The 14,346-nt window shown below is 55.8% G+C and carries 16 protein-coding genes; 11 read left to right on the forward strand and 5 right to left on the reverse strand.

The genetic code is table 11. From position 1 onward, the window contains the following. Nucleotides 1-286: 286 nt before the first annotated feature. The 3 genes from J2X14_RS18240 to uxaC are packed head-to-tail and all read right to left on the reverse strand — an operon-like array spanning nucleotide 287 to nucleotide 4,659. Nucleotides 287-1,777, reverse strand: coding sequence for a UxaA family hydrolase (locus J2X14_RS18240; RefSeq protein WP_352412595.1), 1,491 nt, complete (start codon nucleotides 1,775-1,777; stop codon nucleotides 287-289). A 12-nt stretch (nucleotides 1,778-1,789) separates the two neighbouring features. Beyond that, nucleotides 1,790-3,235, reverse strand: coding sequence for a tagaturonate reductase (locus J2X14_RS18245; protein WP_352412596.1), 1,446 nt, complete (start codon nucleotides 3,233-3,235; stop codon nucleotides 1,790-1,792). A 14-nt stretch (nucleotides 3,236-3,249) separates the two neighbouring features. Next, nucleotides 3,250-4,659 (reverse strand): glucuronate isomerase, encoded by a 1,410-nt coding sequence (gene uxaC, locus J2X14_RS18250; protein WP_352412597.1) that lies wholly within the window; start codon nucleotides 4,657-4,659, stop codon nucleotides 3,250-3,252. A 423-nt stretch (nucleotides 4,660-5,082) separates the two neighbouring features. Between uxaC and J2X14_RS18255 the strand changes: the two genes are divergently transcribed. From J2X14_RS18255 to J2X14_RS18300, 10 genes are all read left to right on the forward strand, one after another. Next, nucleotides 5,083-6,387 carry an MFS transporter gene (locus J2X14_RS18255; RefSeq protein WP_352412598.1) on the forward strand — a complete coding sequence of 435 codons (1,305 nt, stop codon included), beginning with the start codon at nucleotides 5,083-5,085 and terminating at the stop codon, nucleotides 6,385-6,387. Between the two features lie 165 nt (nucleotides 6,388-6,552). Beyond that, on the forward strand, nucleotides 6,553-7,323 hold the full coding sequence (gene exuR, locus J2X14_RS18260; RefSeq protein WP_352412599.1) for a transcriptional regulator ExuR: 771 nt from the start codon (nucleotides 6,553-6,555) through the stop codon (nucleotides 7,321-7,323). A gap of 338 nt (nucleotides 7,324-7,661) precedes the next feature. Next, nucleotides 7,662-8,339 carry a DedA family protein gene (locus tag J2X14_RS18265; RefSeq protein ID WP_352412600.1) on the forward strand — a complete coding sequence of 226 codons (678 nt, stop codon included), beginning with the start codon at nucleotides 7,662-7,664 and terminating at the stop codon, nucleotides 8,337-8,339. After that, nucleotides 8,339-8,713 (forward strand): EnvZ/OmpR regulon moderator MzrA, encoded by a 375-nt coding sequence (gene mzrA, locus J2X14_RS18270; protein ID WP_352412601.1) that lies wholly within the window; start codon nucleotides 8,339-8,341, stop codon nucleotides 8,711-8,713. The genes J2X14_RS18265 and mzrA overlap by 1 nt, the downstream gene beginning before the upstream one ends. A gap of 173 nt (nucleotides 8,714-8,886) precedes the next feature. Then, entirely contained in the window at nucleotides 8,887-9,258 is a 372-nt protein-coding gene (locus J2X14_RS18275; protein WP_352412602.1) for a DUF1090 domain-containing protein, read from the forward strand. A 42-nt stretch (nucleotides 9,259-9,300) separates the two neighbouring features. Further along, nucleotides 9,301-9,606 carry an ElaB/YgaM/YqjD family protein gene (locus J2X14_RS18280; RefSeq protein WP_352412603.1) on the forward strand — a complete coding sequence of 102 codons (306 nt, stop codon included), beginning with the start codon at nucleotides 9,301-9,303 and terminating at the stop codon, nucleotides 9,604-9,606. Nucleotides 9,607-9,608: 2 nt separating this feature from the next. Further along, on the forward strand, nucleotides 9,609-10,007 hold the full coding sequence (locus J2X14_RS18285) for a phage holin family protein (RefSeq protein ID WP_352412604.1): 399 nt from the start codon (nucleotides 9,609-9,611) through the stop codon (nucleotides 10,005-10,007). Next, entirely contained in the window at nucleotides 10,004-10,291 is a 288-nt protein-coding gene (locus J2X14_RS18290) for a YqjK-like family protein (RefSeq protein ID WP_352412605.1), read from the forward strand. The genes J2X14_RS18285 and J2X14_RS18290 overlap by 4 nt, the downstream gene beginning before the upstream one ends. 204 nt (nucleotides 10,292-10,495) lie before the next feature. Beyond that, a complete protein-coding gene (locus tag J2X14_RS18295; protein WP_352412606.1) occupies nucleotides 10,496-10,888 on the forward strand; it encodes a DoxX family protein in 393 nt (130 codons plus the stop codon). Between the two features lie 70 nt (nucleotides 10,889-10,958). Beyond that, nucleotides 10,959-11,945 (forward strand): glutathione S-transferase family protein, encoded by a 987-nt coding sequence (locus J2X14_RS18300; RefSeq protein ID WP_352412607.1) that lies wholly within the window; start codon nucleotides 10,959-10,961, stop codon nucleotides 11,943-11,945. A gap of 42 nt (nucleotides 11,946-11,987) precedes the next feature. Here the strand turns inward: J2X14_RS18300 and J2X14_RS18305 are convergent, their stop codons facing one another. Further along, nucleotides 11,988-12,887, reverse strand: coding sequence for a LysR family transcriptional regulator (locus J2X14_RS18305; RefSeq protein ID WP_352412608.1), 900 nt, complete (start codon nucleotides 12,885-12,887; stop codon nucleotides 11,988-11,990). 133 nt (nucleotides 12,888-13,020) lie between these two features. On the opposite strand from J2X14_RS18305, the gene J2X14_RS18310 reads away from it, so the two are divergent. Then, complete coding sequence (locus J2X14_RS18310; protein ID WP_352412609.1) at nucleotides 13,021-13,725, forward strand: pirin family protein; 705 nt, start codon at nucleotides 13,021-13,023, stop codon at nucleotides 13,723-13,725. Nucleotides 13,726-13,761: 36 nt separating this feature from the next. Here J2X14_RS18310 and dolP read toward each other — a convergent pair whose 3' ends face one another. After that, on the reverse strand, nucleotides 13,762-14,334 hold the full coding sequence (dolP, locus tag J2X14_RS18315) for a division/outer membrane stress-associated lipid-binding lipoprotein (protein ID WP_352412610.1): 573 nt from the start codon (nucleotides 14,332-14,334) through the stop codon (nucleotides 13,762-13,764). Nucleotides 14,335-14,346 lie beyond the last annotated feature (12 nt).

A 14,346-nucleotide genomic window follows, 5' to 3' on the forward strand; every position in this document is an offset into this window, starting at 1 on the left:
TTTGAGGCATCCCTTTTCAGGCTATGTTGTCGCGTTTGGATGACTTACAGCGTTAAGTGCGTTTATGCGCCCCGCCCGCTTTACCCTTCGCCCTGGCCTCCCGTCACCTTAGCATTCGGTGTTTGAGGCGTCCTTTTTCAGGCTATGTTGTCGCGTTTGGATGAATCACAGTGCTACACATATTTCTGCGCCCCGCCCGCTTTACCCTTCGCCCTGGCCTCCCGTCACCTTAGCTTTCAGTGTTTGAGGCGTCCCTTTTCAGGCTATGCTGTCGCGTTTGGCTGATTTACAGCGTTACGCCGCTTTTAAAGATCGCCAGTTCGCGGAAATCGTTGCGCTCGTTGTTGGTGGGTTTGCCGTTCGCCACCTCCACGATATAGTCGACAAAGCGATCCAGCAACGTCTCCATCGGCGTATCCAGAACCAGCGGACCGGCATTGAAATCGATCCAGTGCGGTTTGCGTTCCGCCAGCTCGCTGTTAGTGGCGATTTTTACCGTTGGCACAAAGCCGCCGTAAGGCGTGCCGCGTCCGGTGGTAAACAACACCATATGGCAGCCTGCCCCCGCCAGCGCGCTGGTCGCGACCGCATCGTTGCCCGGCGCGCTCAGCAGGTTAAGCCCCGGCTGACGCAGACGCTCGCCATATTTCAGCACATCCACCACCTGGCTCTGCCCCGCCTTTTGCGTACAGCCCAGCGATTTCTCTTCCAGCGTGGTAATGCCGCCCGCCTTATTGCCCGGCGACGGGTTTTCATAAATAGGCTGCTGATGCGCGATAAAGTAACGTTTAAAGTCGTTGATCATCGCCACCGTTTTTTCAAACGTCGCCTCGTCACGACAGCGGCTCATCAGAATGCGTTCGGCACCAAACATCTCTGGTACTTCAGTCAGCACGGTGGTGCCGCCGTTGGCAATCATCCGATCGGAGAAGCGTCCCAACAGCGGATTAGCGGTAATACCAGAGAAGCCGTCCGAGCCGCCGCACTCCAGCCCGAATTTCAGCTCGCTTAACCGTCCCGGCTGACGTTGATCGTGGCGCATGGCTTGATAAAGCCGATGCAGCTGTTCCAGCCCCGCTTCGACTTCATCTTCCTGCTGCTGACAGATCATAAAGCTGACGCGATCGCTGTCGTAGCCGCCAAGCGTATCGCGGAACGCATCGACCTGATTGTTTTCGCAGCCCAGGCCAATCACCAGTACCGCGCCCGCATTGGGATGGCGCACCATGTTTTGCAGCATGGTGCGGGTGTTTTCATGATCCTGCCCAAGCTGCGAGCAGCCAAAGGGATGACTAAACAGATGCACGCCATCGATACCGGCGGCATCGTCGCTTTCGCGTAAAAAGCGTTGCAGGATTTGCCGCGCGATACCGTTGACGCAGCCCACGGTTGGCAGGATCCACAGCTCATTACGAATGCCGACTTCACCATTGGCGCGGCGGTAAATCTGCACTTCACGATCGGCGGCCTGCGGCGGTAGCGTGATGAAATCGGGTTGATAGTGATATTCATCCAGATCGCTGAGGTTGGTACGCGCGTTTTGTGCATGGACATGCTCGCCCGCCGCGATCGGCTGCGTGGCATGGCCGATCGGCAGGCCATATTTGGTCACATGCTCACGCACGGCGATCGGCCTCAACGCAAACTTGTGTCCACGAGCTACCGGCTGACGCAACGTGACGGTAACGTCATCCAGCGTCAGCACGCTACCTTCGTCCAGATCGCTGAGCGCAACGGCGACATTATCGCGCGGCGCTATTTTAATCGCTTGTTGCATAGCCGGTATTCCTCATTGTGGTAGTGCCGCCCGCATGCCGTGAGCGGTGATATTTTGCAGGTGTTGGGTAACGGCATCGACCAGGCCAGGCTGCTGACTGAGATCGCTCTGCCAGTGCTGTTCGTCGCTCAGCACCGCCTGCACCAGCTGTTGCAGCGAAATAGCCCCCTGCGCCTGCTGTGGCCAAAGAGTGGCAAAACGATCCAGCCACTGGGCATCATCCTGTAGGGGATAACGCTCGCCGTTGCGCTCGCCGCGGTAATAAGCGATCAGCGCCGCCAGCGCAAAGGTGATGCGCGTCGGCCAGCGGCCATTTTGCTGATATCCCGCAAGCAGCTGCGGCAGCAGACGCGTACGGAATTTGGTCATACTGTTTAACGCAATGGCGGAAAGCTGATGACGAATAAAAGGATTGCGGAAACGGCCCAGCACCGCATCGGCGAAGCGATGCAGATCGTCCGCAGGCAGATCCAGCGTGGGGATCACCTCTTCGCGCAGCATGGCGTCGATAAACTCAGCGACAGGCTTATCGTTCATCGCCTCGCCCACGGTATCCAGCCCGGAAAGCCATGCCACCGGCACCATCGCCGTATGCGCGCCGTTCAGGATCGCCACCTTTTGCTCTTTCCAGGGTTTGATATCCTCTACCAGCCGAATATTCAGTGGCAGCGACGACAGCCGCAGCTCATCGGCGACCTGTTGCGGTCCCTGAATAACGAACTGATAAAACACCTCGCCCGCCACCAGCAGCGGATCGCGGTAGCCCAGCGTGGCAAACAATGCTTCCGCCTCGGCCGCCGGATAACCGGGCACGATGCGATCCACCAGCGTGTTGCAGAAAATATTGTGCTGCTGAACCCAGGTAATAAATGCCGCAGGCAGCTGCCAGCACTCGGCGTAGCGCAGCACCAGTTCACGCAGCGCGTCGCCGTTATTATCGATCAGCTCGCAGGGCAGAATAATCCAGCCCTTGTCCGCCGCGCCGGAAAAATGCTGCCAGCGCGCCCACAGCAGCTGGGTGACTTTGCCCGGGAACGAATTGGCGGGCCGATCTTCCAGCCGATCGTCCGCGTTAAAGGCGATGCCCGCCTCGGTGGTATTCGAGAACATAAAGCGAATCTGCGCGTCCTGCGCCAGCGCGACAAATTCGTCAAACTGCCGATACGGCTGAATTTCCCGATTTATCGAGCGAATCAGGCGCGGCTCGCTCACCACCTCGCCTTCGGCATTCAGCCCGCGGATCAGCGCGGTATACAGCCCGTCTTGTTGGTTAAGCGTATAATCGACCTGACGATCGATCGGCCTGACCACCGTCACGCCTGCATCCAGATCGCTGTGGGCGTTCAGCAAATCGATCTGCCAGTCGATAAACGCCCGCAGAAAATTACCTTCGCCAAACTGGATGATGCGGGTGGGATAGCGCGCCCCAGGGAAAGTCTCGCGATTCAGTGTTTGCATAGCCTTTCCTCGGTTTACAGCTCAATGCCAAAGTAGTCGCGGGCGTTGTTGAAGCAGATGTTTTTCACCATATTGCCCAACAGATCGATATCCGCAGGCGCTTCGCCGTTTTCCACCCAACGTCCGATCATCTGGCACAGCAGACGACGGAAATATTCATGGCGCGTATAAGAGAGGAAGCTACGGCTGTCGGTTAACATGCCGACAAAGCGGCTCAGCAGGCCGATCTGCGCCAGCTGGGTCATCTGACGCTGCATACCATCCAGCTGATCGTTAAACCACCATGCGGAACCAAACTGCATCTTGCCCGGCTCGCCTTCGCCCTGGAAATTGCCCGCCATGGTCGCCAGCACTTCGTTGTCGCGCGGGTTAAGGCAGTAAAGAATGGTTTTCGGCAGCGCATTATTGCGGTTTTGCGCATCAAGCAGGCGCCCCAGCGGCTCCGCCAGCGGGCGGTCATTGATGGAGTCGAAGCCGACATCCGGCCCCAGCAGCTGTAGCTGGCGGCGGTTATTATTGCGCAGCGCGCCGATATGATATTGCTGCACCCAGCCGCGACGCGCGTACTCCGCGCCCAGCCAGACCAACACCGCGGTTTTAAACTGCGCCATTTCCTGCTCGGATGGCAGCGCGCCCTGCAGACGACGCGCCAGAATCTCATCCAGCGTGGCGTCATCCGCTTCGGCAAACAGCACTACATCCAGCGCATGATCGGATACTTTGCAGCCGTGCGCGGCAAAGTGATCCAGACGCTTGCTCAGGGCGCGGCGTAAATCATCAAAGCGGCGGATATCGGTATCCGCTACCGCGCCAAGCTTATGCATATAGTCGGCGAAGCCTTCGGCTTCGATATTAAACGCTTTGTCAGGACGCCAGCTCGGCAGTACCTTCACGCTAAAGCTTGTATCCTGCGCCAGACGCTGATGATGCTGTAAATCGTCTACCGGATCGTCGGTGGTGCCCACCATACGCACGTTCATCTGCTGCATGATGCCGCGCGCGCTAAAGTCATCCTGCGCCAGCAGCGCATTGCACTCGTCCCAGATGCGATCGGCGGTTTTTTCCGACAGCAGCACCTCAGTGATGCCAAACGGGCGGCGCAGCTCAAGGTGCGTCCAGTGATAAAGCGGATTGCCGATGGTATGCGGCACGGTGCGTGCCCAGGCGTTGAATTTTTCGCGGTCGCTGGCGTCGCCGGTACAGAGTGCTTCCGGCACGCCGTTGGCGCGCATCGCCCGCCATTTATAGTGATCGCCCTTCAGCCAGATGTCATACAGATTTTTAAAGCGGTAGTTGTCTGCAATCTGCTGCGGCGGCAGGTGGCAATGGTAATCAAAGATCGGTTGATCGGCCGCGTAGTCATGATACAGACGGCGGGCAAACTCACTATCCAGCAAAAAATCTTCGGTCATAAAACGGGACATTCCGATCTCCTTTTACATGAACGTTATCGATACGTTCACCTGATGGCAGAAAAGTTATCATACCAATTACAGCGACCGCAGCGATTATTTTGCGATATGGCTCACATATCAGACAACATCGCGCCGGTTTTCTGACGGCCAAATGCGCTGCAAGCCAGTAATCATCTGATGTTTCTGAGTTTTAAGTATCCCATATTACAAAAATGGTTTTTGTGATGGCATTCAACTTTTAAATCGGTATGACAAGTTATCGTCTGGCGGTCAGATTTTGATGAGCAGGATGTTCTCTCAAAGGTAAGGAATGGATAAAGGGTAAAGGCAGGGTTTTGCTCCCGGATGCTTTCTGTCCGCAGTCGGCTGCGGCAGACCCGCAATAAAAAACAACAGCGGCACGGCCGCAAACAGAACTGGAAGAGGTATGACATGCGTAAAATAAAAGGGCTACGCTGGTACATGATTGGTCTGGTGACCATCGGTACCGTGTTGGGTTACCTGACGCGTAACGCCATTGCCGTCGCCGCGCCCACGCTGGAAGCCCAGCTTCATATCACCACGCAGCAATATTCCTATATCGTAGCCGCCTACTCTGCCTGTTATACCGTGATGCAACCGGTAGCCGGTTATATTCTTGATATTCTCGGTACCAAAGTCGGCTATGCGGTATTTGCCATTATGTGGGCGTTATTCTGCGCCGCCACCGCGCTGGCGAACAGCTGGGGCGGCCTGGCCATTGCCCGTGCCGCCGTGGGTGCAGCCGAAGCGGCGATGATCCCCGCCGGTCTGAAAGCCAGCAGCGAATGGTTTCCGGCCAAAGAGCGTTCTATTGCGGTGGGCTACTTTAACGTCGGTTCCTCTATCGGCGCGATGATTGCGCCGCCGCTGGTGGTCTGGGCTATTGTCGCCCACAGCTGGCAAATGGCTTTTATCATTACCGGCGTGCTCAGTATGATTTGGGCGCTTTGCTGGCTGGTGTTTTATAAGCACCCTAAACAGCAGAAAAAACTGAGCGACCAGGAGCGCGACTATATTCTTGGCGGTCAGGAAGCGCACCACCAGATCGGCAACGGTAAGAAAATGAGCGCCGGTCAGATCCTGCGTAACCGCCAGTTCTGGGGCATCGCGCTGCCACGCTTCCTGGCGGAGCCCGCCTGGGGCACCTTTAACGCCTGGATCCCGCTGTTTATGTTTAAGGCGTACGGCTTTAACCTGAAAGAGATTGCGATGTTCGCCTGGATGCCGATGCTGTTTGCCGATCTGGGCTGCATTGTCGGCGGCTACCTGCCGCCGCTGTTTCAACGGCTGTTTGGCGTTAACCTGATTGTTTCACGTAAGCTGGTGGTGACCATGGGCGCGGTGCTGATGATTGCGCCCGGCACCATCGGTTTGTTTACCAGTCCTTACGTGGCGATTGGCCTGCTTTGTGTCGGCGGCTTTGCTCATCAGGCGCTCTCCGGCGCGCTGATTACGCTCTCTTCCGATGTCTTTGGTCGCAATGAAGTCGCTACCGCTAACGGGCTGACCGGCATGGCCGCCTGGACCGCCAGCACCATGTTTGCCCTTGTAGTGGGCGCGCTGGCCGATACGCTGGGCTTCAGCCCGCTGTTTGCTGCGCTGGCGGTATTCGATCTGCTGGGCGCGGTGGTTATCTGGACGGTACTGAAAAACAAACCGGCCGCCGAACTGGAGCCGACGCCAGCCGCGCCAGCCTCTGAGCCGGTACGCAGTTAATCCCGCTTAAGGCGTGCAGCATCCGCTGCGCGCCTTGCTGTTGCTTCCCTTCCTGTTTTGCTGACGGACCGCGCATTTCCTGCTTGTTACCTCTCCGGAGTCATTGGCCTTAACGCGGCTAAGTGGTATAACAACTTATGGAATATCGCAGCAGGAAACAAACCTATGGAAATCAGCGAACCACGCCGCCTTTATCAACAGCTGGCCTCAGAACTGAAAAACCGCATCGAAGCCGGACAGTATCAGGTCGGCGATAAGCTGCCTGCGGAACGCCTGATCGCGGAAGAGATGCAGGTCAGTCGCACCGTGGTGCGCGAGGCGATCATTATGCTGGAGGTAGAAGGCTACGTTGAGGTGCGCAAAGGCTCCGGCATCCATGTTATTTCCAGCCAGCAGAATCATCCCGTTATTACCAACAGCCAGCTGGAATTTGCCAACTTTGGCCCGTTTGAACTATTGCAGGCGCGTCAGCTGATTGAAAGTAACGTGGCGGAATTCGCCGCGACGCGCGTCACCCGGCAGGACATTGTGCAGCTGATGGAGATCCAACAGGAAGCGCGCAAAGAAGATCGCTTCCGCGATTCAGAATGGGATATGCGTTTTCATGTACAAATCGCCATGGCGACGCAAAACAGCGCGCTGGCGGCTATTGTTGAAAAAATGTGGCTGCACCGCACGCACAACCCTTACTGGCTGAAGCTGCATGAACATATTGACGAGCGCGCGATCGGCAGCTGGTGCAACGATCACGATATGATCCTGAAAGCGTTGATGCGCAAAGATCCCGCCGCCGCCAAACTGGCGATGTGGCAGCATCTGGAGAACACCCGACAGATGTTATTTAACGCCACTACCGACGATTTCGAGTTCAATGTCGATCGCTACATGTTTGCTGAAAACCCCGTTATTCTGCCCGATACCTCCTCTTCTCGCTAAAAAACGACGCTTTGGCTAACAAAGCGTCTAAAGTCAGCTAAGTTACTTTAGTGTCAGCCAGTGTAAAACTCCTTTCTGCCAGCCTTTTTCAACGGTAAAACTCTCAGAGAGTGGTAACTTTCCCTGTCTCATAAAGGTGGATTTTGTTACAGTTATCCGCCTTTTCTTACCCTTTCGCGGCGGGAAAGAAGAATGTATCGTTTTTTAACGGCCAAACAGGCAAAAGACGATCACCCGAGCTGCGGTAGCGGCGACTACAATTAACAAAAACTGCCTGCCTGCTCCCCCGGCCTCTTGATTGATGAGCCAGTGTTAACAATGAAGTTCAGGAACAATGAATGGATATATTAAAAGCGCTGTTGCAAGCCTTATGGCAACAAGATTTTGAGACCCTGGCCGATCCCACGTTGGTTTGGGCGATTTATGGCGTGTTGTTTATGATTCTGTTTCTGGAGAATGGCCTGCTGCCCGCCGCCTTTCTTCCCGGCGATAGCCTGCTGATTCTGGTCGGCGTACTGATCGCCAAAGGCACCATGAACTTTCCGCTTACGCTGTTTATTCTTACTACCGCCGCCAGCCTTGGCTGCTGGGTAAGCTATATTCAGGGACGATGGCTGGGCAATACGCCCACCGTGCAAAAATGGCTATCCCACCTGCCCGCGCAATATCATCAGCGCGCCCATCAGATGTTTCATCGTCACGGCCTTTCAGCGCTGTTAATTGGCCGCTTTATTGCTTTTGTTCGTACGCTGCTGCCAACTATCGCTGGCCTTTCCGGCCTGAGCAATACCCGCTTTCAGTTCTTTAACTGGGTAAGCGGCTTCCTGTGGGTATTTATTCTGACGGTCATGGGCTTTGCGCTGGGCAAAACGCCGATCTTCCGCCGCTATGAAGATGAGCTGATGTTCTGCCTGATGCTGCTGCCTCTGGTGCTACTGGTGTTTGGCCTGGTGGGATCGCTGGTGGTGCTGTGGCGTAAACGCAATGCTAATGGCAAGCAAAAAGGTCAACCATAATGCAATGGTTACAGCCTCTGTTACGCCAGCCGCTGCGCTGGCTGCTGGTGGGGTTGCTGGCGATTATCGCTTTTGCGCTGGTTCCCGCCCTGTTTCGTCATGAAAACGCCCTGCAAATCCGCGCGGCCGAACAGGGCGTCACCTTGCCGGATGGTTTTTATGTCTGGCAGTTGCTGAATGCGCAGGGCATTCAGGTGAAAAGCATTACGCCCGCGCAGGATTCGCTGGTGCTGCGTTTTGAGTCGCAGGAGCAGAGCGTGGCGGCCCAGCGCGCCCTGCTTAAAATATTGCCGCACGGTTTTGATATCGCCCAGCTGGAAAATAGCGACAGCTGGCTGAACAAGATTTCGCTGCGCCCGCAATCCGTTGGCTGACCGCGCGACGCCTCTCCTGAAACCGGCTTTCTTCAGCAACACTTTTGAGCTTTCCGCAAAGAGTGTCTATTCTTACAAAAGGTTATAAGGCGGCATGGTAGCCAGCCTTATAACGCTGCATCTTTACCGTTCACAGGGAACGGCTGAATTTAACAATGGAAGGTCATGACCGAATGAAATTTCGTACCTCGCTTTTAGTGGCTCTTTTTTCCCTTTCCGGCTTTACCCACGCCGCGGGCGTCCTCTGTCTGCAGAAAGAGAAAAATATTGAGCACGAAATTGCAATGGCTAAACAACATGATAATCAACGCCGGGTGAACGGCCTGGAGCGCGCTCTGACAGAAGTACGGGCCAGCTGCACCGATGAAAAGCTGAAAGCGGCTCATCAGGAAAACATCAACGCGAAAAAGCGGGAAGTGGCAGAGCGTGAGAAAGATTTAAAAGATGCTGAAGGTGATGGCGATAAGGAAAAAATCGCTAAACGCCAACGAAAATTACAGGAAGAGCGCGAAGAGCTGAAAGCGCTTCAGTCTGCTCCCTGGTAACCCATTTACAGCGTACATTGCCTGAGAATAAAGGAGTGTTTCATGTCAAAAGATACCACGTCAGAACACCTGCGCGCCGAGCTGAAGAATCTGGCGGATACGCTGGAAGAAGTGCTTAGCCATTCTACCGATAAATCAAAATCAGAAATGGACAAGCTACGCAGTAAAGCCCGCGCCGCACTGGATGAGTCGCGCCAGCGTCTTGGCGAAACCGGCGACCGTCTGTCGCAGACCACTCGCGAAGCGGTGAGCCACGCTGACGATTATGTGCGTGAAAACCCGTGGCACGGCGTAGGGATTGGCGCAGCCATCGGGCTGGCCATCGGCATGCTGATTTCGCGTCGTTAATTATGGCCGATTCTCAGCAGAGCCACGGCCCAGCCAAAGGGGTCATAAACATCGGACAGCGTCTCGTTACAACGCTGGTTAGCATGGTAGAAACCCGTGTGCGCCTCGCTGTGGTCGAGCTGGAAGAAGAAAAGGCCAATCTGATACAGATGCTGTTGATGATTGGTCTGACCATGCTGTTCACCGCATTTGGTCTGATGAGCCTGATGGTGCTTATTATCTGGGCGGTCGACGCGCAATATCGCCTGATGGCCATCGGCGTTACCACCGCCGTGTTGTTTGTACTGGCGCTTATTTTCGGCTTGTGGACGCTGCGTAAATCACGTAAATCCACGCTGCTGCACCATACGCGTAAAGAGCTCTCCTCTGACCGCCAGATACTGGAGGATCGCCACCCATGACGCGTGCTGACCGTGAGCAACGTAAAGCGGACCTGTTGATAAAAATTCATCAGCAGCGCCTCGATCTCTCTATGGCGCGGCGTGAATGGCTACTGGAAACTGCCCGTTACGATCGCGGTTGGATGACGCTGCTTAGCCTGCGTAGCTATCTGGCTATCGGCAGCAGCGCCCTGGCGCTCTGGTCGGTACGTAACCCCAACTTTTTAATGCGTTGGGCGAAACGGGGTATGGGCGCATGGAGCACCTGGCGGCTGATAAAATCAAACCTGCCGCGCAGGAGTTAGCGCCGCCGTGATTGCCTGCGTTATGCGCAGGCAATCAATATCAATTTTCTTGAACTTCTCTGACAGTTTATCTCGCTTACAAATCTTCCCGCCTCCACTTATTATCTTCCCCAGTTACCGAGAACAGCCGCTAACGGCTTGCAATCTCACTGTTTACTCGCTCAGGCACCTTCGCCTGAGGAAAAATCAACACCGGGGAAAACCATGAAAAAATTAGAAGATCTTGGCCTGTTAGTGGCGCGTATTTTAATGCCGATCCTGTTTATCGTTGCAGGCTGGGGCAAAATTACCGGCTATGACGGCACCGCGCAGTATATGCAGGCGATGGGCGTTCCGGCCTTTATTTTACCGTTGGTTATCTTGCTGGAACTGGGCGGCGGGCTGGCGATTCTGTTCGGCTTCCTGACGCGCTTTACCGCGTTGTTTACCGCGGTGTTTACGCTGCTGACCGCGTTTCTGTTCCACAGCAATTTCGCTGAAGAAATTAACGCCATGATGTTTATGAAAAACATGTCGATCGCGGGCGGCTTCCTGCTGCTGGGCATCACCGGTCCGGGCGCATACAGCATCGATCGCCTGCTTGGCAAAAAGTGGTAAGCGGTAGCTATACTTAACCTATCTGAGGGCGAGAAGCATTGATTCTCGCCCCTTTCATTTTGGAGGCTTTATGGGACAACTGGTTGATGGTGTCTGGCAGGATACCTGGTATGACACCAAATCGAACGGCGGCCGCTTTAAGCGCTCCGAAGCGGCGTTTCGTAACTGGGTAACCGCGGACGGCAGCGCAGGCCCAACCGGCAAAGCGGGCTTTACCGCCGAGCGCGATCGTTATCATCTTTATGTTTCGCTCGCCTGCCCGTGGGCGCATCGCACGCTGATCATGCGTCAGCTAAAAGGGCTGGAACAGATGATTTCGGTTTCGGTGGTGCATCCGCTGATGCTGGAAAACGGCTGGACCTTCGCCACCGATTTCCCGGCGGCGACCGGCGATACGCTTTATCAGCACGATTTCCTTTATCAGCTTTATCAACATGCCGATGCGGACTATAGCGGCCGGGTAACGGTGCCGGTGCTGTGGGATAAGCAGCAGCAGACCATTGTCAGCAACGAGTCTGCCGATATTATTCGCATGTTAAACTCCGCTTTCGACGCCGTTGGCGCCCGCGCGGGCGATTACTACCCTGCGGAGTTGCACGCGCAGATCGATGAGCTGAACGGCTGGATTTACGATACGGTGAATAACGGCGTGTATAAATCGGGCTTTGCCACGTCGCAGTCAGCCTATAACGAAGCGGTAGAAGCGCTGTTTCGTTCGCTGAACCGTCTGGAGCAGATCCTCGGCCAGCATCGCTGGCTGACCGGCAATCAGCTTACCGAAGCGGATTTGCGCCTGTGGACCACGCTGGTGCGCTTCGATCCAGTCTACGTTACCCATTTTAAATGCGACCGGCATCGCATCGGCGACTATCTCAATCTCAATGGTTTCTTACGCGATATCTGGCAGATGCCGGGCATTGCCGAGACCGTGGATCTGAAGCATATTCGCCATCACTACTATTGCAGCCACAAAACCATTAACCCCAGCGGCGTGATCTCCGTGGGCCCAGCCTTTGACTGGGATGAGCCGCACGGGCGTGACGAACGCTTCTCCTGATTCGTCACGCGTTACCCGATAAATGGCCTGTCGCCTGTCTGGTTACCCTTTTTTAGCCAGCAGGCGCGGGATTTCACGCAGACACCAGGCCTTGGCTTCGCCCATGCTGTCGCGACGCCAGGCCATAATAATATCAATTTCACGCGTGTTTTCCGGGCTGACCACGCGCAGGCGACCTTCGGCAATATCCTGCTCCACCAGCGGATAAGGCATGCTGGCGACGCCTAACCCTGCCAGCAGGGCGCGACGTTTATCATCTATGCTGCTAAGCGTTAAACGCTGCTGCTTATCCAGTAACTGCACCGTTAATACTGGCCTTTCCCGCGCGGTATCCGCCACCGCGATACCGCGATATTTTACCCGCGTGGTTTCAGACAGCGGCTCCGGCTCCTGATGTATAGGATGATCCGGGCTGGCGACGATCACGCTCATAAAGCTGTAAAGTTTGCGGGTGTTGATCTCGGTTGAAGCACGGAAATGCAGATCCGGCGCTACGACAATATCCGCCCGCCCTTGCTCCAGCCGCTCCCACGCGCCAGCCAGCACCTCGGTCACTAATGAGATTTGCGTATTGGCCTTTTCCGATAGCTTTTCCACCAGCGGAAACAGCAGTTCGGTTGGCACCAGCGCCTCGGCGACAATGGTCAGATGGGTTTCCCAACCGCGCGCCAGCGCTTCCGCATCGGTGGTGAGTTTATCCGCCGCTTCCAGCAACACCCGGCCGCGCTCCAGCAGCATGCGCCCCACATTAGTGAATTTGGTGCGATGACCCGAGCGATCAAACAGCACGACATCTAACTCTTCTTCCAGTTTTTGCATGGTGTAGCTCAGAGCGGAAGGCACGCGACCCAATTCATCAGCGGCGGCGGCAAAGCTGCCGCGCCGATCGATAGCGTCCATCACACGTAGTGCTTCCAAAGTCAGGGCCCGATCTTTTGCCATAGCACGTCTCTGTCAGTAATTTTGAATATGCCTGGCAGATTAACTGGCTAACAATCCGCCGTCCAGATATTTACCATAGAAACCTGACCGGTGGCCTGGCGGCATTCACCAGCGCTGAAGAGGTAATCTAACAATGATGACATCACGCACTGCGCAACAGTGTGGTCAGGCTGATTACGGCTGGCTGCAGGCGCGTTACACATTTTCCTTTGGGCACTACTTTGATCCAAAACTTCTGGGCTATGCCTCGCTGCGGGTATTGAATCAGGAGGTGCTGGCTCCCGGCGCCGCTTTCCAGCCGCGCGCTTACCCGCAGGTGGATATTCTGAACCTGATCCTGCGCGGTGAGGCGGAATACCGCGATAACGAAGGCAATTACTGTCAGGCGGGCGATGGCGATCTGCTGCTGCTGTCCACGCAGCCTGGCGTGACCTGGAGCGAGCAGAACGTCAACCGCAATGCGCCGCTGACGCGTATCCAGCTCTGGCTGGACGCCTGCCCGGAACGTGAAAATCCGCTGGTACAGCAGCTGAAGCTGGCCCAGGATCATCCGCACCAGCTGATCGCCTCGCCCGATGGCGAAGACGGCAGCCTACAGGTACGTCAGCAGGTCTGGATCCACCATATTACGCTGGAACCCGGACAAGAATGGCAGCAGCCGTTAAAAGGCTCACGCGCCTGGCTACAGTCGATTCATGGGCAGTTTCAGGCGCTGTCGGCCAATGACGAACGGGAAGAGTTAGGCTGCGGCGACGGCGCGTTTATTCGCGATGAAAGCGCTATCTGCCTGAAGGCGCAAACGCCACTGCGGGCGCTGGTGGTGGATTTGATGAGCTAGTAAAAAAGGGGCGACATCGCTGTCGCCCCTGACGGTTTATTGCAGAATAGTAAAGGCGGTGGTGACATGCTTCACGCCGCTGACCCGGCTGGCGATATCTGCCGCCGCGCTGGCTTCTTTTTGGGTAACCAGCCCCAGCAGGAACACTTCACCGTTTTCCGTGGTGACCTTCACATTAGACGATTTCACCTGATCGCTACCCAGCAGCTGAGAGCGAACTTTGGTGGTGATCCAGGTATCAGACGAGGCGGTGCCCAGCGTCACTTTCGGCCCCTGGCGGATTTCGTTATAGACTTCCGTTGCGCCATCCACGCCCATAGCGATCTGCTTCGCGCGATCCGCCACGTCAGCGCCCGGTGCCTGGCCGGTCAGCAGCACCTTGCCCTGATAGGCGGTCGCCACGATATGCGCATCTTTTTTAATTTGCTGATCTTTTGCCAGCGCGTTGCTGACACGTAGCTCCAGCGTGCCGTCATCCACCTGGGTGCCGACGGTACGCGGATCGGTTGCCGTCTTGGTCGCTACCGCCGCGCTGCCCACCACAACGGCGGCACAGCCCTGTAATAACAGGGCGGCAAAAATGATTGCCAGTGCAGATAATGCCTTCATTACATCTCCTTG

This window comes from Mixta sp. BE291 (assembly GCF_031457955.1).
Taxonomy (GTDB): Bacteria; Pseudomonadota; Gammaproteobacteria; order Enterobacterales; family Enterobacteriaceae; genus Mixta.